General features: G+C 61.7%; 16 protein-coding genes and 2 pseudogenes. 2 read left to right on the top strand and 16 right to left on the bottom strand.

Features of this window, described 5'->3' with window-relative positions; genetic code table 11:
- Positions 1-23 precede the first annotated feature (23 nt).
- The 10 genes and pseudogenes from NTD85_RS02905 to NTD85_RS27700 form a co-directional block, all read right to left on the bottom strand.
- Positions 24-2,792, bottom strand: a complete 2,769-nt coding sequence (locus tag NTD85_RS02905; RefSeq protein WP_262141385.1) for a malto-oligosyltrehalose synthase — start codon at positions 2,790-2,792, stop codon at positions 24-26.
- Complete coding sequence (gene malQ / locus NTD85_RS02900) at positions 2,789-4,867, bottom strand: 4-alpha-glucanotransferase (RefSeq protein WP_262141384.1); 2,079 nt, start codon at positions 4,865-4,867, stop codon at positions 2,789-2,791. The genes NTD85_RS02905 and malQ overlap by 4 nt, the downstream gene beginning before the upstream one ends.
- Positions 4,864-6,666 (bottom strand): malto-oligosyltrehalose trehalohydrolase, encoded by a 1,803-nt coding sequence (gene treZ, locus NTD85_RS02895; RefSeq protein WP_262141383.1) that lies wholly within the window; start codon positions 6,664-6,666, stop codon positions 4,864-4,866. Before treZ ends, malQ begins: the two co-directional genes overlap by 4 nt.
- A gap of 18 nt (positions 6,667-6,684) precedes the next feature.
- Complete coding sequence (gene glgA, locus NTD85_RS02890) at positions 6,685-8,271, bottom strand: glycogen synthase GlgA (protein WP_262141382.1); 1,587 nt, start codon at positions 8,269-8,271, stop codon at positions 6,685-6,687.
- Positions 8,272-8,867: 596 nt separating this feature from the next.
- Complete coding sequence (locus NTD85_RS02885; protein WP_262141381.1) at positions 8,868-9,821, bottom strand: D-2-hydroxyacid dehydrogenase family protein; 954 nt, start codon at positions 9,819-9,821, stop codon at positions 8,868-8,870.
- Positions 9,822-9,834: 13 nt separating this feature from the next.
- A complete protein-coding gene (locus NTD85_RS02880; RefSeq protein ID WP_262141380.1) occupies positions 9,835-10,899 on the bottom strand; it encodes an alpha/beta fold hydrolase in 1,065 nt (354 codons plus the stop codon).
- An 86-nt stretch (positions 10,900-10,985) separates the two neighbouring features.
- The gene (locus NTD85_RS02875) at positions 10,986-11,420 is read right to left on the bottom strand and encodes a YqaA family protein (RefSeq protein ID WP_262141379.1); all 435 of its coding nucleotides are present in this window, start codon (positions 11,418-11,420) and stop codon (positions 10,986-10,988) included.
- Entirely contained in the window at positions 11,420-11,866 is a 447-nt protein-coding gene (locus NTD85_RS02870) for a DUF411 domain-containing protein (protein WP_262141378.1), read from the bottom strand. Before NTD85_RS02870 ends, NTD85_RS02875 begins: the two co-directional genes overlap by 1 nt.
- A 328-nt stretch (positions 11,867-12,194) precedes the next feature.
- Positions 12,195-12,722 (bottom strand): annotated as a pseudogene (locus tag NTD85_RS27705) (methyl-accepting chemotaxis protein); the annotation flags it as partial.
- 333 nt (positions 12,723-13,055) lie between these two features.
- Positions 13,056-14,186: pseudogene (locus NTD85_RS27700) on the bottom strand (cache and HAMP domain-containing protein); the annotation flags it as partial.
- 380 nt (positions 14,187-14,566) lie between these two features.
- Between NTD85_RS27700 and NTD85_RS02860 the strand changes: the two are divergent.
- Positions 14,567-15,094 carry a hypothetical protein gene (locus tag NTD85_RS02860; RefSeq protein ID WP_003224565.1) on the top strand — a complete coding sequence of 176 codons (528 nt, stop codon included), beginning with the start codon at positions 14,567-14,569 and terminating at the stop codon, positions 15,092-15,094.
- Positions 15,095-15,142: 48 nt separating this feature from the next.
- Here the strand turns inward: NTD85_RS02860 and NTD85_RS02855 are convergent, their stop codons facing one another.
- The 5 genes from NTD85_RS02855 to NTD85_RS02835 are packed head-to-tail and all read right to left on the bottom strand — an operon-like array spanning position 15,143 to position 22,204.
- On the bottom strand, positions 15,143-16,066 hold the full coding sequence (locus tag NTD85_RS02855; RefSeq protein ID WP_262141376.1) for a GNAT family N-acetyltransferase: 924 nt from the start codon (positions 16,064-16,066) through the stop codon (positions 15,143-15,145).
- Positions 16,066-17,355, bottom strand: coding sequence for a phenylacetate--CoA ligase family protein (locus NTD85_RS02850; RefSeq protein ID WP_262141375.1), 1,290 nt, complete (start codon positions 17,353-17,355; stop codon positions 16,066-16,068). Before NTD85_RS02850 ends, NTD85_RS02855 begins: the two co-directional genes overlap by 1 nt.
- 48 nt (positions 17,356-17,403) lie before the next feature.
- Positions 17,404-19,806 (bottom strand): aldehyde dehydrogenase family protein, encoded by a 2,403-nt coding sequence (locus NTD85_RS02845; protein WP_262141374.1) that lies wholly within the window; start codon positions 19,804-19,806, stop codon positions 17,404-17,406.
- A 1-nt stretch (position 19,807) separates the two neighbouring features.
- A complete protein-coding gene (locus tag NTD85_RS02840; RefSeq protein ID WP_262141373.1) occupies positions 19,808-20,938 on the bottom strand; it encodes an acyl-protein synthase in 1,131 nt (376 codons plus the stop codon).
- 9 nt (positions 20,939-20,947) lie between these two features.
- A complete protein-coding gene (locus tag NTD85_RS02835; RefSeq protein WP_262141394.1) occupies positions 20,948-22,204 on the bottom strand; it encodes an MFS transporter in 1,257 nt (418 codons plus the stop codon).
- Between the two features lie 555 nt (positions 22,205-22,759).
- On the opposite strand from NTD85_RS02835, the gene NTD85_RS02830 reads away from it, so the two are divergent.
- On the top strand, positions 22,760-22,948 hold the full coding sequence (locus NTD85_RS02830) for a hypothetical protein (RefSeq protein ID WP_003224577.1): 189 nt from the start codon (positions 22,760-22,762) through the stop codon (positions 22,946-22,948).
- Positions 22,949-22,966: 18 nt separating this feature from the next.
- Here the strand turns inward: NTD85_RS02830 and NTD85_RS02825 are convergent, their stop codons facing one another.
- Positions 22,967-23,344 carry a fe2+ zn2+ uptake regulation protein gene (locus tag NTD85_RS02825; RefSeq protein ID WP_045122427.1) on the bottom strand — a complete coding sequence of 126 codons (378 nt, stop codon included), beginning with the start codon at positions 23,342-23,344 and terminating at the stop codon, positions 22,967-22,969.
- Between the last annotated feature and the right edge of the window lie 56 nt (positions 23,345-23,400).

Genomic DNA, 23,400 nt, shown 5'->3' with positions numbered 1-23,400 from the left:
ATGCTCCTGAACTGAACTCGTCGTTACGTAAAGAGTTGGATAAACAGATTGACCGGGAAATCCCCCAGCGCGGCGCTGACGTTCAGCTCCCTGTTTTTTGTGACTGCGCGGCTGTGAAAAAGTCCCTTCAGGTTTGTGTCAGAGGCGGCGAACGGTAAAACCACTCGCGTATCGCCCCAGCGCAGCGCATCCACCTGCGGCACGGCACTGTTTTCCAGCAACGTCGCGCAGCGGATCGGCACGATCACGATGGCGTAGTCGCCCTCGTGCTCACGGGCGAATGCGAGCACGTTGTGCGCCTGCTCGCCCAGCACCTCCAGGGCCTGATAGGTGCCCCGGCGAAACAGCTCGGCGTGTGCGGCGCGCAGGTTCAACACCTGGGCGATCAACGCTTGCTTGATGCGCCCGTCACGCCAGTTCGCCAGCAGTTCCTCAAGCGGCGCGTGTCCGTCCAGGGCCTGCTCGCGCGCGGCGTAATCCACCGGCCGGCGGTTGTCCGGATCGACCAGACTGAAGTCCCAGAACTCGTTGCCCTGATACAGATCCGGCACCCCCGGCACGGTCATGCGCAGCAAGGTTTGCGCCAGACTGTTGAGGGCGCCGGCCGCAGCAATGCTGTTGACCGTCTTGCTCAGCGCGGCGCGCAGCAGCTCGCCTTCTGCACCGGTGAGCAGTCGTTGGGTGAACGTCTGCGCTGCGTTTTCGTAGGCCTCGTTGGGCGCACTCCAGCTGCTTTGCAGCTTGGCTTCGCGCAGGGCTTTCTGTTGCCACTGCCAGATGCGCTCGGCGTACTCGCTGAAACCTGACTGATCGTCGTCACGCAATTGCAGCGGCCAACTGCCCAGCAGCGCCTGATAAAGGATCAGTTCATCGCCGGACGACGGCACCTGATCATCGTCGCGCAACGGCCGGGCGAGGGCGCGCCACAACTCGACCTGCTCGGCGTACCAGTGGCTGCGTTCGCTGAGAATCGCCAGGCGGGCGCGGGTGTCCTCGCCGCGTTTGTGATCGTGGGTCGCAGTGGCCAGCAGGTTGTCGGGGAACGCCGCCAGCCGTTGCTGATTGACCGCATGGAAGTCGCTGACCGGTGCGCTGAACTGCTCGGTGTTGTAGCCGACGTCATTGCGCGACAGCAGCACCGCCGAGCGATACAGCGCGGTGTCTTCCACGGCTTTGGCCGCTGCCGGCGAAGTCAGTTGCTGGAAACGTACGCAGGCATGCTTGAGGATCTTGCGCGAGCGCCCGCGCGGCTTGTGCCGCCAGGGCGTGCCACCGAGCCAGGCCGCCACGCAGTCGAGCACCGGCCAGTCGCCTTCGCCCAGCGTCTGCCGCGCGCCGTCCATGGCTTGCTGGAAGAACTGTTCATCCTGCGCCGAGCGACCGAGCGCGCTGATGTAAGTGCGATACACCGGGAAATGCACGATCAGCGCCTGCAACACCCGACGGATCGCGCCGAGGGTCAGGTCACGTGTCATCAAATCGTCGCGCGCCACTTGCAGCAGCGCCTGGGCAACGCTTTCGCAGTCGCTGGCCAGCGAGCCGTTGAGGATCTGCTGGCGTGCCAGTTGCGCTTCTTCGATAAATGCCGCCGGGCGCTCGGTGCGCCGTTGCCATAGATCGCCGAGCACGTATTCACCATCGGGATCATGTTGCAGCAACGACAGTTGATTCATGAACTCGTAACCCGTGCTGCCATCCACCGCCCAGTCGGTGCGCAGGGTTTCGCCGGCGCCGAGAATCTTCTCGACGTAGATCGGCAAGTGCCGGCCCGGCGCGAGAAAGTCGAGGCGCCGCCGCAGTTTTCGGCAGTAGCCACGCGGATCGGCGAGGCCGTCGATGTGGTCGATGCGCAAACCGTCGACCAGCCCCTCGCTAATCAGCTGGAAGATCTTGCCGTGGGTCGCTTCGAACACGGCCGGGCGTTCGACGCGCAGGCCGCCGAGTTCGTTGATGTCGAAAAAGCGCCGCCAGTTGATGTCATCCGCTGCGGTGCGCCAACTGGCGAGACGGTAGCTTTGGCGCTCAAGCAGCTGGTGCAGCTTGTCGAAGCCTTCTGCGGTGGTGGAGTCGTAATGCGCGAGACTTTCCTCGATCGCGGCGAGGATCTGCGGATCGCTCGCCAGCGCTTTCAGTTCTTCCTTGAGCGGCATCGCCAACGCATGAGCGTCGGTCTGGTAGCTGAGGGTACTGAAACGATCGGCCAGGGATTTCAGCGCCTCGACTGGTTTTAACAGCTCGCCGTAGTCATTCGGGCAGATCGGGAAGTGGTGGTCGTAATGCTCGACGTGGAAGCGTCCTTGCTGCGCCTCGAAGTGCAGTTTCAGCGTGCCTTCCTGCAGGGCGATGCCGTAATCGCTGCCAAGAAACGGCAGCAGCAACTGGCCTTCCATCAACGGGTCCGGCGAGTGCCATTGGATGTCGAAGAACTCGCCGTAAGGACTCAGTCGGCCCCATTCCAGCAGATCGAGCCACCACGGGTTATCGCTGCCGCCGACGGCCATGTGGTTGGAGACGATGTCGAGGATCAGCCCCATGTTGTGTTCGCGCAGGGTGCTGACCAGACGCCGCAGCGCCGGCTCGCCGCCGAGCTCCGGGTTGACTTGCGTCGGGTCGACCACGTCGTAGCCGTGCATCGAACCGGCGCGGGCCGCGAGCAGCGGCGAGGCATAAACGTGGCTGATGCCGAGGCGGGCAAAGTACGGCACCAGCGGCACTGCCTGTTCCAGGGTGAAGCCCTTGTGAAATTGCAGGCGCAGGGTCGCGCGCAGTGGCTGGATGAGCGTCTGGTTCATTGGTCACGCTCGGCAGCTTGCAGGCGGGCGCACGCCAGCAGTTCCAGACGCCGCGCAGCATCGACGCCATCGAGCAACGCTTCGCTGTTGCCGGGCAGGCGCCGCGACCAGTTCGGGTGGCTGTCGATGGTGCCGGGCAGGTTGGCCTGTTCGTCGATGCCCAGCGCGTCCTCCAGTGGCAGCAGCACCAGCGGCGCGCGGGTATGACCGAGGAAGCGCACGCTGGCATCCACCACTTGATCGGCTTCGTGGGACTCTTCGCGAAAGTTCTGCGGGTCCTGACTCAGCGCACCGCGCAGGCCTTCGCGTTCACGCTGACGATGACGGCGCCATTCGATTTCACCGTTGGCATCGACGAAGCCCAAACGCGAGTTCCAGTCGATGTCGCGGCCATGCCACCAGCCGTTGAGCGTCGGCAGGTCGTGGGTCGTGGTGGTCGCCAGGGCATTATCCGGCCAGTCGAGAATCGGTTTGAAACGGGTGTTGTCCTGTTCGAACAGCAGCACACGCATGCCGAGTATCGAGCGCGCACTGAGTTTTTCCCGCAGGCCGTCGGGCACGGTGCCGAGGTCTTCACCGAGGACAATGGCCTGGTGCCGATGGGATTCGAGGGTCAGCAGCCGCAACAGATCGTCCACCGGGTAATACAGGTAGGCACCGTCAGCCGGCGCCGCGCCGTTGGGGATCACCCACAGGCGTTGCAGGCCCATCACATGGTCGATGCGCAGCCCGCCGGCATGGGCGAAGTTGGCGCGCAACATGTCGATGAAAGCGCGAAAGCCGTTGCGAATCAGGCCTTCGGGGGAGAACGCGGAAATCCCCCAACCCTGACCGGAGCGGTTGAGAATATCCGGCGGCGCACCGACGGTGAGCGAGGCAAGCAGTTCGTCCTGAAAGCTCCACGCCTGGCTGCCAGCGCCGTCGGCACCGACTGCCAGATCAGCGATCAGGCCGATGCGCATGCCGGCGCCGCGCGCAGCGGTTTGTGCACGCTCCAGGCAACGATGGATCAGCCATTGGCAAAAGGCGAAGTAGCCGATGCGCTCGGCGTATTCTTCGGCAAACGCTTCGAGGGCGGCGCCACGCGGTTCGTGCCAGTGCTCCGGCCACTGCCGCCAGTCGAGGCTTTCGCCACGGTCGGCACGCATTTCCTGAATGGCTTCGAAGCGGCAGTGATTTTCCAGCGCTTCACCACCGGCATGGCGGAAACTGGCGAAGTCGGCATGCAACGGATGCTCGCCCGCGACAAAACCGTCGTACAAGGCTTGCAGCAATTTGTACTTGGCATCGGCGGCGGCAGGCCAATCGATCAGTTTGAGGTCTTCCAGTTGCCTGAATTGCTCGGCCAGACCGCTGGCGTCGATCGCATCGCGCAACGCCCGTTCGCCAAGTATCGCGCCCGGTGCGGCATACAGGGAATTGAGGAACAGCCGGCTGGACGGCGAATAGGGGCTGTAGCGCCCGGTATCGGCGCTGAACATCGCATGCAACGGACTGATCGCCAGCGCATCGGCGCCGCGTTCGCCGGCCACCCGGGCCAGCTCTTCCAATGCCTGGGTGTCGCCGAAACCGCCGTCGCCGGGGCGGCGCAGACCGTACAGTTGCGCGCTCAGGCCCCACACACGGGGGATCGGATTGTCCACCGCATCGCCAACGCTGAAGCAACGCTCCGGCGCCACGGCCAGGGTGAAATACTGATCGGCGATGTGCACCTGTTGATAGCCGACCGGGATCAGCCCCGGCAGCACGGCTTCGGCGTCGAGCTTGAGGTGCAGCCGCGAGCCGTCTTCCAGATGGATTTCGCACGGGGTTTCAGGTTCGAAGTAGCGGGCCAGATCAACGCCGACGCCAACGTCTGCGGTCAGCAGGGGGGGCAGGTGGCGATCCTGCTGCACCTGTTGCAGTTGCAACAGGCTGGCGTCGATTTCCTGGGCGGTATTGGCCGGATGGCCCAGGCCGGTGAGGACATTGCGCAGTACTGCCGGGGCGACTTTCTGCGGACGGCCGTTGGCGTCGATCCAGTCGACGGCAAGGCCGGCGCGGCTTGCGAGTATTTCCAGTTGCGCATCGCTCATAGGCGCTCTCCATCCAGAGGTTGCAAGGGGGTTGCGGCCGTGAGGCTGACAAGCGCGCAATACGGGGCGAGGATGCCCGGTTCCGACAGATCGTCTGCAGGCGGCTGCTGAAACAACCACACGGCGTCGGTCTGTGCAGGGTTGACCACTGGCGTATCGCTGAGGTTCAGGTCAATTCGCAGCTGACTGCCATCGCCCAGGCGCCAGCGCGCAGTGACCGCGCCGAAGCCGAGCATGTGCGCGCCCAGCGCCTGGGTGCCGGACAGATTGGGAATGATGTAGCGGTGGCGCAATTGCAGCAGTTGCCGGTACAGCGCGAGGGTTTCCTGCTGTTTTGCGGTGCCGCTGCCAATCAGTCGGGGCTGCGAGGCGTGGAAGGTCTCCTCGGCATTCGGGTCGGGAATCTGCTCGCGTTTATGCGGATCGGTAAACGCGGCGAACCCGGAAAACTCGTTGCGACGTCCTTCGCGCACCAATTCGGCGAGTTCGCCGTGGTGGCTGGTGAAGAACAGAAACGGTTGCTCGGCGGCGTATTCATCGCCCATGAACATCAGCGGGATCATCGGCGACAGCAGCAACAGTACCGTGGCAGCCCGCAGTGCCCGTGGATCGGCGAGGTGATGCAGGCGCTCACCGAAGGCACGGTTGCCAATCTGGTCGTGATTCTGCAGGAACAGCACGAAAGCGGTGGAAGGCAGGTGTTCGCTCGGTTCGCCCCGGGGTTCGCCGTGGCGGGTGATATGGCCCTGGAACACGAAACCCTGGCTCAGACAGCGCGTCAGTTGTTCCGTAGGTTGCAGCGCGTAGTCGGCGTAATAGGCGTCGGTTTCGCCGGTCAGCAGCACATGCAAGGCGTTGTGGCCGTCATCGTTCCATTGCGCGTCGTAGTCGTATTCGAGCAGGCTCGACTGGTTGAGCTCGTTCTCCACGGTCAGCCAGACGTGGCGAGCCGGATCAGTCTGCTGACGAATACGCTGGGCGAGTTCGGGCAGGAAGTCCGGACTTTCTATCGCATGCACCGCGTCCAGACGCAGGCCATCGAAGCGATATTCAAACAGCCACATCAGCGCGTTTTCGATGAAGAACTCGCGAACTTCATCACGGCGAAAATCGATTGCCGCGCCCCACGGGGTCTGTTTGTCTTCGCGGAAAAAGCCCTTGGCGTAGCGGCCAAGGAAATTGCCGTCGGGGCCGAAGTGGTTGTAGACCACGTCGAGAATCACCGCCAGACCATGGCCATGAGCGCTGTCGATCAGGTGCTTGAGCTGTTCCGGGGTGCCATAGGAGGCTTGCGGAACGAAGGGCAGCACGCCGTCGTAGCCCCAGTTGCGGGTGCCGGGGAATTGCGCCAGCGGCATCAATTCGATGGCGGTGATGCCCAGTTCGGCGAGGCGCGCCAGATGCTGTTCGACTTCGGCAAAGCCGCCGAGTGCACCGACGTGCAACTCGTAAATCACCGCTTCGCTCCACGGCCGACCATGCCAGGTGGTGTGGCGCCATTGATAAGCCAGCGGATCGACCACCACGCTGTAGCCGTCAATGTCGCCGTCCTGAGCACGGGAGGCCGGGTCGGGCACCTCCAGTTCGCCATCGATGTTGAAGCGGTAACGGGTGCCCGCCGGGCACCGGGTCTTGATCACGAACCATCCATCGGCCTGCGGTAACATCGGCAAGGACTGGCCATCTTCAAGTTCGACACTGACGTAAAACGCATCCGGTGCCCACAGCGCAAACTGAGTGTGTTCGGCGTCCTGCATGATCGCGCCGTGGGGCCAGTTTTCTTGGGTCCGTAACGGCATCGTGAAAAGCTCCGTGAGTTATTTGTGGCCGGCTTTACCCAGCGCCTTGGCGACCAGTTGTTCGTAGAGCTCGGCATAGGGTTCGACCGCTTTGCACCAGTTGAACGGCGCGGCCATCGCCCGGCAGCGCATGGCATTGAGCAAGTCGGGGAAGGCGAATACCTTGAACGCGCGGCTCAGGGCTTCGCGGTAGCTCTCGACAGTGGATTCGTCGAAGAGGAAACCGGTGACGCCGTTTTCGATGGTGTCGGCCAGGCCGCCAGTGTTGCGCGCCACCGGCAGCGAGCCGAAACGCTGGGCGTACATCTGGCTCAGGCCGCAGGGCTCATAACGCGACGGCATCAGCAGGAAATCACTGCCGGCGAACATGCGCCGGGCATCGGTCTCATTGAAGCCGATGCGCACGCCGATCTGCCCGGGAAAGCGCAGCGCCAGCTCGCGCATGGCCTGTTCTTCTTCCGGCTCGCCACGGCCGATGATCGCGATCTGGCCGCCGTTCTGCACGATGTACTCGGAGACTGCCTGGGTCAGGTCCAGGCCTTTCTGATAAACCAGACGCGAGACCACGGCAAACAGGGGGCCGCTGGAATCTTTCAAGCCAAACAGTTCACGCACATGGGCGGCGTTGACGGCTTTGCCTTCCCAGTCGCCGATGGCGAACGGCGCAAACAGGTGCGGATCAGTGGCCGCGTCCCAACTCTCGTCGATGCCGTTGGGAATGCCGCTGAGCAAGCCTTGCTGGGTCTTGGCGGCGAGAAAGCCGTCGAGACCGCAGCCGAAATCCGGGGTGGTGATTTCCTGCGCATACGTCGCGCTGACCGTGGTGATGTGGCTCGAATAGGCCATGCCGGCCTTGAGGAACGACATTTTGCCGTAGAACTCCATGCCTTCCTGTTGCAGGGCATGGGTCGGGATGCCGAGTTCCGGGCACGAGCCGAGGCTGGTCACGCCTTGATAAGCCAGGTTGTGAATGGTAAACAAGGTCGGCGTGCGCTGCCCGCGCCAGTGCATATAAGCAGGGGCCAGGCCGGCCGGCCAGTCGTGGGCGTGCACCAGATCCGGGCACCAGTGAATTTGTGCGAGGTTGGCGGCGATGTCGGCAGCGGCCAGGCCCAGGCGGGCGAAACGAATATGGTTGTCCGGCCAGTCGCGGCCGTTGTTGGCACCGTACGGCGAGCCTTCACGCTCATACAGTTCGGGGCAGATCAGCACGTAGATCACCAGCCCGTCCGGCATGTCCATGCGCCCGATCTTGCACGGAGGCAATGCGGCATGGCCGCCAAGTTCGCCGATGATATGGATCGGGTTCTCGCTGTGCATCACCTGCGGATAACCGGGGATCAACACGCGCACATCGTGCAGGTGCGCCATGGCGCGGGGCAGGGCGGCGGAGACGTCACCCAGACCACCGGTCTTCACCAGATCGGCGATTTCCGAGGTCACGAACAACACTTTCTTCTTGTTGGGATTCTGGCTGGCGACCGGCGTCAGCGTTTTGGTGCCCGGGACGTTGATCGACCGGCTGCCGGGAAGACTCACCGTGCTCGATTCGCCAACCGACTGCTGAGCACGCTCTCCCTGAATATCCAATGCCGCACTGATCATATGAATCTCCCGTGTCGTTGATCTGATTCTTGTATCGAACAAGCTGTGGCCAAATCCTGTGGCCGGGCGCAAACGCGCCACGCATCGGTGAGCAAACGCTACCCAACACGCGCAAGCAGAATGGGTGGAGGGGGCGTTGCAAGGATTGCACCAGTCACGTTGCCCCTGTGTTGCAGATGACCAGCCGCTTCACGCAAAAGTTTCGACTTTTTTTGCGTGCAGTGACCGACTGGTCTAACCCCGCGAAAATCAGTCTAGGCCAGATCCTAGAGCGGGCGAGAGCAAATGGGTAAATTGTTCGACAATCGGTTTGCAGGCATTGAAAGACGTGGTGTGCAGGGCTGAACGCACCGACGAAGTGCAGGTTTTTTTCTATGGAAGGGCCAAAACGGTGACTGGTCGGTCACGTTTCTGTGCTAGCGGGGGAAGGAGGTTGCACTGTTGTGGTGCGGGCAGTTTGTTGATGTGTTGTCTATTAAGGCCTCTTCGCGAGCAAGCCCGCTCCCACAGTTGATTTGTGTACGACGCATTTCCAATGTGGGAGCGGGCTTGCTCGCGAAGGCGTCAGTCGGGCCGCCGCCATCCAGCACTGACGATCAATTCAACAGGCGCAGCGGGCTCCCCGCCGCCCAAGCCTGAATATCCTCGATCATCTGCGCAAAGAACTGTTCATAGTTCTGCCGACTCACATACCCCACATGCGGCGTGGCCAGCACATTCTCCAGTGTGCGAAACGGGTGCAGCTCAGGCAGCGGCTCCTGATCGAACACATCCAGCGCCGCCCCGGCGATCTTGTGTTTCTGCAATGCCTTGATCAGCGCCGCTTCATCGACGATCGGCCCGCGCGCGGTGTTGATCAGCAGCGCGGTGTTTTTCATCCAGTCCAGCGCCTGCGCATCGACCAACCCGCGGCTGCGCTCGCTGAGTACCAGGTGCACCGAGAGCACGTCGGCCTGCTCGAACAATTCCTGCTTGCTGACGTAGGTCACGCCGGCCTGCTGCGCGCGCTCGGCGGTGAGGTTTTCGCTCCAGGCAATCACGCGCATGCCGAACACCTGACCGAATTGCGCGACCTTCTGACCGATGCTGCCAAGACCGAGGATGCCCAGGGTCTTGCCATGCAAGTCGCCGCCCAGCCCTTGCTGCCAGCCACCGGCGCGCAAGGAGTTGGCTTCATTCACCAGGTTGCGCGTGGCGGCCATGATCAGTGCCCAGGTCAGTTCCGGTGCCGCATGCTTGTAGCTGTCGGTGCCGCAGACCTTGATGCCGAGGCCGGCGGCCGCCTGCATATCCAGCGCCGCGTTGCGCATGCCGCCGGTGACCAGTAGCTTGAGGTTCGGCAGGCGCTGCAGCAGATCCTGGTCGAAACGCGTGCGCTCGCGCATCACGCAGATCACCTGGTACTTGCCCAGTCGTTCGGCCAGCACGGCGTTGTCCGCCGGGTAGTCATGCACGAAGCTGACTTCGCCGATGCTGTCGAGCACCGACCAGTTGACCACACCCCGTGCCACGTCCTGCCAGTCATCAATCACTGCAATCTGCACCGCCATCAGCCTTACCTCATCAACGAACGGGATTGGAATTGTTCAGCCAGCCGAGCAAGGCCTGATGAAATTTTGCCGGTTCTTCCATCTGCGGCGCGTGGCCCAGGCCGGGGAATTCCACTAGCGTCGACTGTGGGATCCGCTTGGCGACCTGCTTGCCGAGCACGTCATAGTGACCGATTTTCGCCTTGACCTCGGGGGAAGCGAGATCCTTGCCAATGGCCGTGGTATCAGAGGTGCCGATCAGCAACAGGGTCGGCATCTTCAGGTCCTTGAACTCGTAGTACACCGGCTGGGTGAAAATCATGTCGTAGATCAGCGCCGAGTTCCACGCCACCCGGGTTTTCCCCGGGCCGTTGCTCAGGCCGGCGAGCATGTCGACCCAACGGTCGAATTCGGGTTTCCAGCGGCCGTCGTAATAGGTGGTGCGCTCATAGTCGCGAATGCCTTGGGCGGTGACTTTCAGTTCGCGCTGATACCACTGATCAACGGTGCGATAGGGCACGCCAAGGGCTTTCCAGTCTTCCAGACCGATCGGATTGACCAGCGCCAGTTGTTCGACCTGATCCGGGAACAGCAGCGCATAGCGCGTGGCGAGCATGCCGCCGGTGGAGTGGCCGAGCAGCGAGGCTTTCTGGATGCCGAGCGTCTTGAGCAGGCGATGAGTGTTGGTCGCCAGCTGCTGGAAACTGTATTGATAGTTGTCAGGTTTGCTGGAGGTGCAGAAGCCGATCTGATCCGGCGCGACGACCCGGTAACCGGCCTCGCTCAAGGCCTTGATCGAACTGTCCCAGGTGGCGGCGCAAAAGTTCTTGCCGTGCATCAGCACCACGGTGCGACCGTTGGCCTTGCCTTGGGCGGCAACGTCCATGTAGCCCATCTGCAGGGATTTGCCCTGTGACTCAAAGGCAAAGTGCTTGAGTGTGTAGGGGTATTGGAAACCTTGCAGTTCCGGTCCATAGGTCGGGGCGTCGTTCGGGGCGTTGTCGGGCGCCGCTTCGCCGGGCACGGCCGCCTGGGCCAATAGCGGCAGCGCTGCGCTGAGGAACAGGGCGGGCAGCCAGCGTGTGAGCGTGACGGACATAAGGGCAAACTCCATGGAAATCGACCGATGCTGGAACGCCCGGATTAGGGCGACGTTAACCACAGGCAACGCCGTGGCGTGAATGTTCAACCGAGCCAGCCCAGGGTCAGCATCGCCACCACGGCGTAGCGCGCAGCTTTGGCCAGCGTGACGATCAGCAGAAAGCGCCCGAGCGGTTCGCGCATGACGCCGGCGATCAGGGTCAGCGGATCGCCTATCACCGGTAGCCAACTCAGCAGCAGCGACCAATGTCCGTAGCGCTCATAATGTTTGCGCGCGGTGGCCATGTGTCTGGCGTTGACGGGAAACCAGCGTCGATTCTGAAAGCGTTCGAGGCCGCGTCCCAGCCACCAGTTGACCAGCGAACCGAGGACATTGCCCAGTGTCGCCACGCCCAGCAGGCCCCAGAGCCAGTACCGGTCACTGGCGATCAGACCAACCAGCAGCGCTTCGGATTGCAGCGGCAACAGCGTCGCAGCGCCGAACGCCGCCGCGAACAGCCCGACGTAACCGGCAGCCATCAGTGGCCCGGGTAATCCGCCACCACCACATCCGTGCCGTCCTTTTTCAGGCCGATCACTTGATAGGCATCGCTCATGCCGTCCATTTCCATGCCCGGTGACCCCATGGGCATACCCGGAGCGGCGATACCCAGCAGATCGTCGCGCTTGCTCAGGGCCAGCACTTGTTCAGCCGGCACATGGCCTTCGACGAACTTGCCGTTGATCAGCGCGGTATGGCACGAGCCGAGGCGCGGTGGCACGCCGTGTTGCTGCTTGAAGCTGCTCATGTCGCTTTCGACGTGATCTTCGACTTTGAAGCCGTTGGCTTCGAGATGGCTGATCCATTTCTTGCAGCAGCCGCAATTGGCGTCGCGATGCACTTCGATCGGGATCAGCTCGGCGGCCTGGGCCAGGGAGGAAAGGAGCAGGGCGCTGAGGGCGGCCAGTCGCAGGGAGGTTCGCATGGTGGGCTCTCGACAAGGATGACGGTCAAAAAGGAAAGTATTTTGACCGGATTATCCTGCCGGGCATCAACGGAGTGTTTCAAGTTGATACAAGGCAGGCTGGCAGGATGATCATGGATCAAGCCTGACAGCCTGCTGAGCGGGAGATTACAAATCTGTCAGGCGGAATGGAGACGCGCTCTGTGGCGAGGGAGCTTGCTCCCGCTCGGCTGCGTAGCAGTCGCCAATCGGCCAATTTCGGCTTCCTGTTTATTGCGCTGCCAGAGTTGGGGCCGCTTCGCGACCCAGCGGGAGCAAGCTCCCTCGCCACAATAGACTGGTAGCGGAATCAACGGACTTTGAACCGCCCCATGATCGCGCTCACCCGGTTGTTGGCTTCGAGCAACTGACGGGTATTGCGTTCGCTGGCCTGGCCGCTGTGCACCAGTTCTTCGACCATGTGGCGGATCTGTACCATGCTGCGGTTGATCTCTTCGGTCACCGCGCTTTGTTGTTCGGCAGCGGTGGCGATCTGGGTGCTGAGGCTGTTGATGTGGCTGACCGAACCGGCCATTTCATCCAGGCCCGAGTTGACCCGGGCCGTGGCGTCAGCGGCGGACTGGCAACTGGCCTGCGTGTTTTCCATGGCGGCGACCGACGAACTCACGCCCTGTGTCAGTCGGGTCAACATCTCGTTGATTTCCGAGGTGCTGGCCTGGGTGCGGGCGGCGAGGGCGCGGACTTCATCGGCCACTACGGCAAAGCCGCGACCCTGTTCACCGGCGCGCGCGGCTTCAATAGCAGCGTTGAGTGCCAGCAGGTTGGTCTGCCCGGCAATCGCGCCGATCACCCCGAGAATTTCGGTGATGCGCTGCGCGTCCTGCTGCATGTTTTCGACTTTCTGGGTGGCACTGGCCACCTCGTCGATCAAGGCCACCACACTGTTGGTCGCTTCCCCGACCACCACCCGCGAACGGTCGGCGTTTTCGTTGGCGCGCTGGGTGAACGCTGCGGTTTCAGCCGCGTTCTGCGCAACGCTTTCGGCGGTCGAGCTCATCTCGGTGATGGCGGTGACGGTCTGATCAGTCTCCGAAGCATGGCGCAGCAGGATCTGGCTGGTGTTGGCCGACGTACGCTGCAGGTCATCGAGGCTCGAGGCCATGGCGCCGGTGGCCTGCGTCACTTCACCAATCATGTTCTGCAGGTAGGCAATAAAGGTGTTGACCGAGTGGCCGATGGCGCCCAGTTCGTCTTCGGCGCGGATGGTGATGCGGCGGGTCAGGTCGGCATCGCCGCTGGACAGCGAGTCGATGTTGGCCTTGAGGGCTTTCATCCGCGAAACCAGTTGGCGGATCGCGTAGACCTGCAACAGCACCAGCAGGATCACCAGCGGAATCTGCAACAGGCTCAGGCTGCTGAGCACGTCGTCGCGCTGGGCGGTGAGCATCTTGGTCGGCAGGGCGGTGGCGAGGAACCACGGCGTGCCCTCGATCGGGCGCATGAAGAAGGTGCTGGCTTCACCGTTGTTGTCGAACTCGACGCGTTGCGCCTGCTCACGGTTCTGCAGGCCGGCCTTGACCTGACTGGCGAAGGTCGAGCTGGCGGCGAGTTCACTGATGTTCTTCAGCACGATCGGGCCGCTGATGCGCGAGCTGTTGCTGATGATCTTGCCGTCGGCCTCGACGATCAGCATTTCGGCGTTCAGGTCTTTTTCCTTGCGCGCCACCAGATCATTGAAGAAGCCCAGCGTCACGTCGATGGTCGATACGCCCCATGCCGCGCCGTTTTTCTGGATCGCCATGGCGCAGTTGGTGCGCGGTTCGGCGCTCGCATCATCCTTATAGGCCGCAGCCCAGGCGCACTGGCCGCGCGGGGTCTGCATGCCGCCCTTGTACCAGCTCTGGTCGTAGTAGTTGGGGGCGGCGTCGCTGTTCCAGAAAGTGTTGACCGCCAGTTTGCCCGAGGCGTCGCGGTGCCAGAAGGTGCTGAATTTGTTGCGCCCGGCCTCGCGCTGGCCCGGCAATGGCCAGATCCCGCCACCGAAAACTTTCTGCTCGCCGTATTGATCCACCAACCCCGGCAGCACCGTATCGATGGCCGCGCTGTCGAGCAGCGGAATGGTCTGGGTAATGCTGCGCTGCTGTGACTGCACTTTGTTCAACTCGCCCTGAATCTGTTCGGCGACTTCGGCGATGCGATTGAGCACTACCTGTTCTTCAGTCTGGCGAAGCTTGGGCGCGACCAGTTGGCTGATACCGACCACAGTCAGCACCGACAGCAGCAGGATGAACAGAACCAGAAACAGCGTGTAGCGAGCCTGAATGGTGCGGAATGCGGGCATGGATACCGGTCCTTGAGCTGCGATTTTTTATTGTGGGTCGAGGGAAAAACGGCGGGATTACACCAGCGTATCGTCGGCGAACGGCGAAGCTTTAGGTACTTTCGTGCAAGAAAGCGATGGGCTGACAGAAGGGCGTATCGACCTCGATACAAATGAATTCACCGGCACGTCAATCGGGGTGAAAAAGGAATCGGCAGCTATCGTCAAACTGCCATGAAGCCGCGTCACAGTGAACGTCTGGCGATTTGTATCTAGAATGTACAGAAATTGTAAGCGACCGCACTAAAAGGGTTGGTGCCATCACTGGGCCGGTAGATACTTCCCGGCATTCGAGTGGTCCAGCAAGGACATTTCATGGTTATTTCACAGGGAGTCTTCTCATGACGATCGGCATTGTCGGCGGCTGGGAGAGCAAGGCAGGGGTGCTGGTTCGCAATACAGGCGCGAAAAAGCAGGTGGCGCAGAGCGTCAAGGTGCAACAGATGCTGACCATGGTCGGCAACGATCCGAACGCGCTGAACACCGCTGAAATGGACAAGCAGGGCCTGCGCAAGAACATCAAGGGCTTCGATCCGGCGAACACCTCGGTCAAGCAACTGGGCAATCTGAGTGCATTCCTGCGTGGCCGCGGGCTGATTTCGGAGATCACGTCCTTTACGTTGATGAACGCCGGCGACAAGTTCGACCGGTTCGGCGTGACCAAAGACGTCGATGCCAAATTCAATGCGCTGGAGTATTTCGCCACCCAGCTCGACGCGATCCAGACCAATGGCCTCAATGGCAATGCGTACGGCAAGAACCTGATCCCCGAATACAAAAAGGCGATCTACGTGCTGCAGAACCTGAAAACCTACGGTGAAGGCAACGCGCCGAAGCCTGTGGACCAAGGCGTCAAAGCCAAGGCATAAGCCGATCAAAAACGGCCCACCCATACGCTGGGTGGGCCGTTTTCGTTTCTAGCCCTGAAACACTTCGCCGGTCTGCCGAATATGATCCTGCAAACGCTGCATGTGCGGGCAGTGCAACGTCAGCGTGGACGGCTGACAGCCGCGATGAAACAGCGCCAGCCAGCCTTCGCTGTGTTCATCGGGGACAATCCCGGTGAAGGCGAAACCTGCAGCCGCGAGTTTTTGCAGTGAGCTGGAAAACCCTTGGGCGAGTCTGAGCCGGATCGAAATCAGCCAGTGCGCTGGCAGTTGCACCACTTGCTTGAGCAAGCTGTCATCGAGCTCTTTGAGCACCATGTCATAACGCCCCAATGCGCGTTCGAAATGCACCCTCGGACCTTTCCACGGCACGGCTTTATCGCTGGTCCCGAAAGCTGATTCCAGATGCGACATCAATTCCCGGCAATCCTGCGGCCAGGCCAGTGCCGGCAGCGGGCGACGATAGCCGTCTATGGTGCGGTGGCCGACAACGATCGTCTCACGCCCCGGCCCGCCGAACGGAGAGGGTGCGTAGTCCGGCAACAGTCCAATGCTGTGGAACCCAAGACCGGCGGCCATGCGCTGTGTGTAGGGATGGTGCGTGACCTGTTTGATCGTGACGCCCTGGCAATCAAGCGCCTGTGCATGAATCAATAACTGCTGGCCCAACTGTGTGGCGATGTTTTGCCCGCGAGTGTCCGGGTGCACCACCGTCAGTGCCAGTTCCGCAAGAAAGCTTCTGCCAGACTGGCGAAACAACGTGGCGTGCCCGCAGATTTTCTCGTTCACCACCGCTACCAGCGAGTGCCAGCGGCCGTCGTTGTGGTTCTGGCTGATCATGCAGGGCAGATACACGTGCGGTTGAGGGTAATGATCGCCGTAGACTTCCTCGAACAGGCGACTGACGGCCGGTGCGTCAGCGATGCGGTAGCGTCGCAGGGTTACCGTGTCCATCATTCTCGCCTCGGGCGCGGGTTTTCATAATCGCGCCGGTCGACGACCCGCTGACGCTTGCCGGAACGTGGATGACAAGTCAGTTCATCGCCTGCACAAGCGATGACGTGCAGATCGAGCAACTGATCGTTGTGCAGAGTCCCGATCAGCGGGTATTGGTCGATCAGCGCACGGCGCAGTCTTGAGGTCGTCAGGGAAATGTCAGGCGTTAGCGTACCCGGCACCCAGCGCAGGCTCAGCAGGTCTTTTTTCCCGTGTTGTTCGATGACCAGTTGCCAGTTGTCGCTGGTGCCGACCCTTTGCACCAGATCGCCAATATCAGCCGTGTCCAGGCTCAGTACACCTACTCGAACGCGCTGGCTGCTCATGCTGCGCCCCATCAGGGCGAATTTGCGCATCGGGGTTCCGCTTGGTTCGCGCCAGCACGCCAGGTCGCCGACGGGGTAGCGGATCACCGGCATCAGGCGACGGGTGAGGTTGGTCACCACCAGCCTGCCGTTGCGGTTGCATTCTTCGATGACCTCACCGCTCACTTCATCGATGATCTCCAGCCGATTGTGCCGCTCCAGCATCCGGTGTTCGCCCAAGGCGCAATCGCGGGCACTGATGCCGATCAGCCCGGCATCGACGCTGGCGTAGCCGATGGAGGCGATACGCGCGTTCGGGAACACCCGATGGAGCAATTGCAGTTGCGCGGCGAACAGGCTTTCACCGCCGTAGAGCAGGGTTTCGACACCCTCCAGCACATGTGACTGACGCTCAAGCCAAGCGGCCAGTTTCAACAGTTGTGCCGGTATGCCAGCCAGCACATTGATCTGGTAGGCAACGATCGAGTCGACCAGTACCGCGCTGTCGACGGCTCCGGTGAAGGGAAACTCGCTGACGGCTGTCTCGACATGGGCCAGGGCGTCGTGGACGAATATGAAACTGGCATACAGATCACCGACGAAAAACAGGTTGGCAACCCGGTCCCCGGGGTTCAGTTGCGCCGTGAGGTGGCTGCCGAAATCGTGTACCAGGGTTTGCCATTCTGCGCGGGTAAATAGCGACAGTTTGCCCGCGCCAGTGGTGCCTCCGGTCTTGAAGATCAGCGCATCGTTCAGCGAGCCTGTCAGCACCGGCCATTGCTGCGGATTCTGGCTACCTAGCCAGTATTGCTCAGGGTCAATCTCGGGCAGTTCGCTCAAGGCGCTGATGGGCATTGCGACTGCCTTGAGGTGTTCGCGGTAATACGCGGAATGTCGGCGGACGTAGCCGAGCAAGTCGTTCAATTCAACGGTCGTGTTCATGGTTTTTTCTTATAAAAGTGGCGGGTGGCCGCGTGCAGGTCTCTGCTGTCAGCGGCGCGTATCAATCACTGTCGGCGTCTTGCCGCTGTGCCTGTTTCGAGCGAACTGCTCGATTGCACATTGCTCGACCTCCAGCGCGAGCAATCCGCTTTGCATCAGCGTGGTCAGCGTCAGGTAATTCTGCAGTTGTTGCCGAGCCTGTTCCGGTGCCAGCGGGCAGCGCAGGCGCATGCGTTCCAGGCCATCCGGGCCGTGATCGAGGACCAGTTGAAACGGCGCCTGCAGGTGCTGCGCCAGCGTCGCCAGCGAAATGAAGTCGGTGCCGATGCGCAGCAGCTTGCCGTGGCGTTGCAGCAGTTCAAAGCGCGGCGAAGTCAGGCCGCAGGCGCACGGGCCGGGGAGCCAGCGCCCGCTGTCACCGATGTCATAGCGCTGCACGGACTGGCCCTGACGTGCCCGAGTGGTCACCAGCAAACGCCCGGGTTCGCCATTACTGACTGGCGTGTCCTGATCGAAATCGACGATTTCCAGATGCTGAATCTCGCTCATCAGGTGAAACGCGCCATCTGTCGTGGCCTGGCAGGCATGGCCGATGGGGCCGGCATCGACGCTGCCGTAAATCGCCGAGCGGATCAGGCTCACACCGCAGCTCTGCAGCAATTCGCGGGTTGGCTCACTGAGGTGTTCGCCGCCGAGAAAGACTTTTTCGATGCCGCCATAGCGCCGCAATGTTTGCTGTTCGTTGAGGAACAGCCGGTGCAGGGTGGCGGGCATGCCGATCAGCACGGTGATCTGCTGTTGCTCGATCATCTGCGCGATCTCCCGGTAATCGTCATCCGCTGGCGCGCTCATTGGCCAGTGCCGGGCTTGCAGTTGCTCCAGCACCTTGGCAAAACTGGAGAAGCCGCCGTACAGCCCGCCGCTGAAGAACAGGTTCATCACGCGGTCCCGTGTCGGGGCCAGGCCGGCTGCCAGCAAGCCATCGGCGGCGGCACGCATCTGACGCTGGAAATCGTCGTAACTGAAACCCGAAAGCACGGGGGTGCCACTGCTGCCCCCGGAGCGAAAATACAGCTGCGCCTGCGGGTGCGGCGGTCGGTCGATGAACGTGTCCTTGTCCATGATCGGCACGCCGGCCAAGGGCGGTGGCGATGGCTGGCGATCCAGCGTGGCGTGGTGCGCCAGTGAGTTCGGCGTCAGGCTGACCGACACTCGGCGGCTCAGACGCTGCAAGGCGTAGACGCCGTCATGGGGTTCGCCGTCGTAGCCATCGTGGATGGCGGCGATCGGCACGATGCGGGTAACACCGGCGGCGATCAGTGTCTGCGAAAGCTCGGCGATCTGCGTCTCCGGGCACAGCAGGGCACAGCTTTGCAGCACGTTGCGCCACGGCAGCAACGTCGCGGTCAGCAGCTCGCGGGGCAGGGGCTTGAGCAACAGGCTGCGAAACAGCGCCGAAGGTTCGAGCTGGCGGTCATGGCTCCAGATCACGCGCCACCCCGGCGTGCTCCAGACCCGGCCGGTATGCCCGGCAAAACTCTGGGCCAGCCGCGCCATTGCCGTACAGGTGGTGATTTGCGAAGCCTCTTCAAGCGTCGGTGTGAGGGCCGGCCACTGCCCGGCGCGACGCTCGAACGCGACGGCCAGTTGTGCACCGATGTCGCTCAACACCGCTGCATCGTCACTGTCCACCAGCAACCATTGCGGGCTGGAGCAGGCTTGCTGATCGAGGCGGCAGACCTCATCGACGATGGCATCGAGTACGGCGGGCGAGACCGCGTCCGGGGTCAGATAGGCGAAGCTGATGCGGTGCCCCCAGTCGATCCAGCGACAGCCTGGCGGCACCTGTTGGCGAATGGCTTGCAGCGCGGTTTCGCCACCCCAGGCCGCGACGCCGTTGGCGTGCTTGCACAGTTGGCCGATTTGTCCGGTACTCGTCGGCAGGACTGCCACGTGACCGTTGAGTCGCCCGCTCGGGTCGCAGTCGAGAAACGCCTGGAGCAAGCGTGCGGTAAAGCCGCCGTCGCTGCTGCTGGGGCGCAGCCAGTTGACGTTACCGCTCAGCAGACTCTCGATCACCGCACAAAACGCCAGCAACGGCGCATTGGCGGGCGTGATGTGCACCACAAGGCCCAATGGGCTCCAGCGTTCGAAACGCGACTGGCGATAGTCGATGCGGCGCAGAGAGTCGGGTTGCAGGCCGAGCTCGCGATCAAGCTTGGTTTGCAGCGTGGCGGGCTGGCAGAAATCGATCAGGGCCTGGCGTTGTCCGGCATCAAGTGGCAGTTCCGGCTCTTCACGTTGCAGGCGTTTGGCGAATGCCTCGGCAGTTGCGAGCAGCGTGCTGATTTCAAGGGGTGTCTGCAGCCGATCGGGCAGCTCCAGGTGAAGTTGCTGCAAGGCGCTTTCGAGGTTGCAGTCGGTGTGCAGCTTTCCGTTGATCAAGTACATGTCAGTGCCTCCCCAGCAGTTCGGAAGCAGCCATGGCGCAGCTTCTGGCGGCTGCGGTGCCGGCGCGGCCATGCAGGTGGAACCAGTCGCTCGCCAGACCGCAACCGCAGCTTGTTCCAGGATGCAGCGTCGCCAGGTCGCTCATGACCACCGCGTGGGCCGGGCTTGAGGAAATGTAGGGTGAGACCAGACTCAACAGCCCGGATTGCCCATAGGGCAGAACTGAAAAGTCCACGGGGCTGCGCACGTAAACTTTCGCGTAGACCGGGACGTGAAAGCGATGATGGGCGCATTCGATGTAAGGCACCGCGTGTTCGACGGCGCCATAGCCGTCGCGACAGTCCCGGGTATTGATGCCCAGCTGTTGCTGGATGCGCGCGTACAACGCTTGCTTGGGGACTTCTTCGGCGGCACGGGTTTTCCAGCCACCGCCGAAAAATGCCAGGGAACCTGCCGGCAACTGCACATCCGCCACATCCGTGGCGCGCATGCGTTGCAGGGTCTCCCAGAGAAACGCCGGGAAGCCGAAAATACGCACCGGCAGGCCTTCTTCGGCAAATGCCTGCAGGGCCGCGATCACACCGAACAGATCAAACTGGTGACCGTCGCCGTTACGACGCAAGGCGTAAACCACCCGATTGGCGGGAGCAAAGCCGCACAGGAACTGATCGGTAAAGGACGTGCCCAGGGTGTTGTTCTGTTCTGGCTCGTAGCTCAGCAGCAAGTAGTTGCACGGTGCGTGCGGTGTTATCCAGCCGTACTGCGCGAATATCCGCTCGACCATGAACTGCGCTGCGCCGAGGCTGCGGGCGTCATAGCGCATGCGACTTTTCTGCCCGCTGGTGCCGGAAGAGGTCAGCTCCAGAGCGTCCGCGCCAGTCGGGCTGAGCAGCCTGTGTTGTTTGAAGAAATTGGCGAAAATCGGTGGCAGTTGCGACCAGTCGTCCAGCGTGTCGAGATCATCGACATCGATTGAGTGGGCGCTCAGCCAATGGCCGTAGCCAGGCGTATGGCGAGCGTGGAACCGGGTGATTTCGCTCATGGCCTGATTGAACAGACCCGTGGGAACGGAGTCGGGGCAATAGGGCTTCGGCAATGCGCAGAGCGCGTCGCCATGGGGGAATCGAGTCATCGAATATCCTTATTGATGTGCGTTGGGCGCCGCGGGTGTCGCAGGGTTGTGGCGCAGAAGACGGTAGAGCAGGGGCAGGCACAGCAGGCCGCCGAGGGCTGCCCACAGGCAGAAGGATTGCAGGTTGTCGCCGCCGCCAACGATGGCAATGAGCGAACCGCCGATGCCCATCACGGTAATCGACAGCATGCCGATCATGGCCGAGACCAGACCTTTGCCATCGGGGCTGGAGAACAGCGCCAGCCGGTACAGTGCGGCGTTACTCATGCCCAGCCCCAGCGCATACATGGCCAGACCGGCGACGGTCAGTGCCAGGGAAGTCGGACTCAGGGTCGCGCCGATCAGCGTCAGCAGTCCGAGACAGAATGGCCACAATGCCAGACCGATCACCCGAACCAGTGTGTGCCCGGCGAGCAATCGATCCAGCAGCAGATTGCCGACGATCACCGCCGAGAACACCGGGATCTGCCACACGCCGTATTCCAGCGCAGACAGCTCCAGCCGCTGCATGAGCAACACCGGCGCCAGACCGATCCAGGCTATCAATGGCAGGCTCATCAGGCCCAACGCCAGACTGCTGCCGACGAATCGGCGATTGCGCAGCAACGCGAAGTAACCCCGACGGATTTGCCTGAGCGAGAACGCCGCAGGGGCCTGTTGTTGGCCGTCGCGGCGCGTGACGCCGATCGTTTCCGGCATCCAGGCCAAGAGACCGAGCCAGACAACGGCACTGGCCGCTCCCAGACCGAGAAACATCTGCCGCCAGCTCAGCCATTCCAGCAGCAGGCTGCCGAGCAACGGACCAAGCAGCGGCGACAGCAGCGCCACATTGCCCAGCAGTGCCATGAGCCGCACCGCATCGGCTTCGCAGAATACTTCCTGCAGCGCCGGGTAGCTGACGGCGACGACGAATCCCAGGCCCATGCCTTGTATCAGACGCAGCACATTGAACGCTTCAATGCGCTGCGTCATGACCGCGGCGCTGCACGCCAGGCCAAACAGCGCACAGCCGAGCAATAGCGAGCGACGTCTGCCGTAACGATCAGAGAGCGGGCCGATCAGCCATTGCAGGCACACGCCGCCGATCAGATACAGATTGAACGCATTGGGTACGTGACGGGCATCGGCGTTGAACTCCTCAGTGACCGTCAACATGGCCGGCATGATCATGTCGCTGGCCATGTAGGTGAGCAGTTCAAAAGCGGTAATGGCCAGGCAGAATCCAACTGTCTGCACGGGCGCCATTACGATCAAGGTTCTCTGCATAAACATCCCTGTTCCAGTGAGCGAGAAAGTTTGCAGAGACTAGAGGCAGAGTCGTCGCAGCATCCAATGCTTTGCTGCGACATGAAATTTCAAATACTTACAGCGTATTTAAGTGAATCAATACGCGTGTTGAACCGCCGTGACTGGCCGGTCGGCGTGCCAATAAAAATGCCCGCTGGCGGGCGGGCATGGTTTGCTCTGAAAAGACTTTTACCGCTTCTCTTTCGGTGCTTTCAGACACACCGAGATGCGAACAATCCTGTTCTATCGATGGTAATAACCGGGACCTTCCTGGTAGCGATGGTGGTCGTCATGCCAGCCTCCGTGAGGGAAGAAGAAGCAGCCACTCAAGGTCAGGATGGCAAGGAGGGGAATCAGCCAGGTGATTCGACGGAACATTTCAAAATCCTCATGGTTACGCCGTCATGAAGCCAAAACTCTTCATCGGCTGTAACATGTGACCGCGTTCGTCCCGGCCCATCCCCGCAACACGGTATGTGCATGGCATGCAACCGGATACAAACCGGATACATTTGAAAGTTTCAGGAACCCGCAATGACTCAGAAGCAACGTTTGAAATACTCGATCCTGATCGCCCTGTCGGTGCTGGCGATCATGCTCGGCCTGTCCTGGCTACAGAACGCCGGGATGATCAGTCAGAAGATGTTCCAGTACATCGCCATCGGTGTGGCGGTGGTCGTGGTGGTGATCAACGCGGTGATGCGCCGCAAGGTCAAACCCTGACGGCGATCGCGGGACGCTTCAATCGTGATTGAGCACGGCAGCAGCCTGTGGATGCAGGCTGTAACTCTTGTCCGGGTTGAAGGTGACTACACCTTCGGCACACAGACGCTTCAACACTTCGCGCACGCTGAGGAACGACAACGGAATATCCAGGTCCAGCAACTGGCTGTGCACGCCGCGCACACCAAGGCGCCGTTCGCTTTGCGCGGCGACCAGCAAGGCGTCGATGACTTTCAGGCGAATCAGGCTGGTGCGCAGACCGAAGCTTTTGAGCAGCAGGCGAATGCGCTCATTGCCTTGTCGCTCGGGGCTGGGTGCGAAACTGCTCGCGCGGGGACTCATGGAAGCTCCTTGTGACGCCTGGCTACCGTCCGTTGGTAGTTGCGAGTTGTACATGGGATTACTCCTTTCAGAGCCTGGTCAGGAAACGTTTTGGCTGCTCTCAGTAAACA

The organism is Pseudomonas sp. 13B_3.2_Bac1, assembly GCF_025466205.1.
Classification (GTDB): domain Bacteria; phylum Pseudomonadota; class Gammaproteobacteria; order Pseudomonadales; family Pseudomonadaceae; genus Aquipseudomonas; species Aquipseudomonas fluorescens_H.
The sequence above is the reverse complement of the archived record's forward strand: the minus strand, read 5'-3'. Positions and strand labels throughout refer to the sequence as shown.

Excerpts from the sequence above, each read along its gene's own strand:
- NTD85_RS02845 (WP_262141374.1), bottom strand. The coding sequence starts at position 19,806 with ATGTACTTGATCAACGGAAAGCTGCACACCGACTGCAACCTCGAAAGC.
- NTD85_RS02860 (WP_003224565.1), top strand. The coding sequence starts at position 14,567 with ATGACGATCGGCATTGTCGGCGGCTGGGAGAGCAAGGCAGGGGTGCTG.
- NTD85_RS02835 (WP_262141394.1), bottom strand. The coding sequence starts at position 22,204 with ATGCAGAGAACCTTGATCGTAATGGCGCCCGTGCAGACAGTTGGATTC.
- NTD85_RS02840 (WP_262141373.1), bottom strand. The coding sequence starts at position 20,938 with ATGACTCGATTCCCCCATGGCGACGCGCTCTGCGCATTGCCGAAGCCC.
- NTD85_RS02855 (WP_262141376.1), bottom strand. The coding sequence starts at position 16,066 with ATGGACACGGTAACCCTGCGACGCTACCGCATCGCTGACGCACCGGCC.
- treZ (WP_262141383.1), bottom strand. The coding sequence starts at position 6,666 with ATGCCGTTACGGACCCAAGAAAACTGGCCCCACGGCGCGATCATGCAG.
- NTD85_RS02850 (WP_262141375.1), bottom strand. The coding sequence starts at position 17,355 with ATGAACACGACCGTTGAATTGAACGACTTGCTCGGCTACGTCCGCCGA.
- NTD85_RS02880 (WP_262141380.1), bottom strand. The coding sequence starts at position 10,899 with ATGTCCGTCACGCTCACACGCTGGCTGCCCGCCCTGTTCCTCAGCGCA.
- NTD85_RS02875 (WP_262141379.1), bottom strand. The coding sequence starts at position 11,420 with ATGGCTGCCGGTTACGTCGGGCTGTTCGCGGCGGCGTTCGGCGCTGCG.
- NTD85_RS02825 (WP_045122427.1), bottom strand. The coding sequence starts at position 23,344 with ATGTACAACTCGCAACTACCAACGGACGGTAGCCAGGCGTCACAAGGA.
- malQ (WP_262141384.1), bottom strand. The coding sequence starts at position 4,867 with ATGAGCGATGCGCAACTGGAAATACTCGCAAGCCGCGCCGGCCTTGCC.
- glgA (WP_262141382.1), bottom strand. The coding sequence starts at position 8,271 with ATGATCAGTGCGGCATTGGATATTCAGGGAGAGCGTGCTCAGCAGTCG.
- NTD85_RS02885 (WP_262141381.1), bottom strand. The coding sequence starts at position 9,821 with ATGGCGGTGCAGATTGCAGTGATTGATGACTGGCAGGACGTGGCACGG.
- NTD85_RS02870 (WP_262141378.1), bottom strand. The coding sequence starts at position 11,866 with ATGCGAACCTCCCTGCGACTGGCCGCCCTCAGCGCCCTGCTCCTTTCC.
- NTD85_RS02830 (WP_003224577.1), top strand. The coding sequence starts at position 22,760 with ATGACTCAGAAGCAACGTTTGAAATACTCGATCCTGATCGCCCTGTCG.
- NTD85_RS02905 (WP_262141385.1), bottom strand. The coding sequence starts at position 2,792 with ATGAACCAGACGCTCATCCAGCCACTGCGCGCGACCCTGCGCCTGCAA.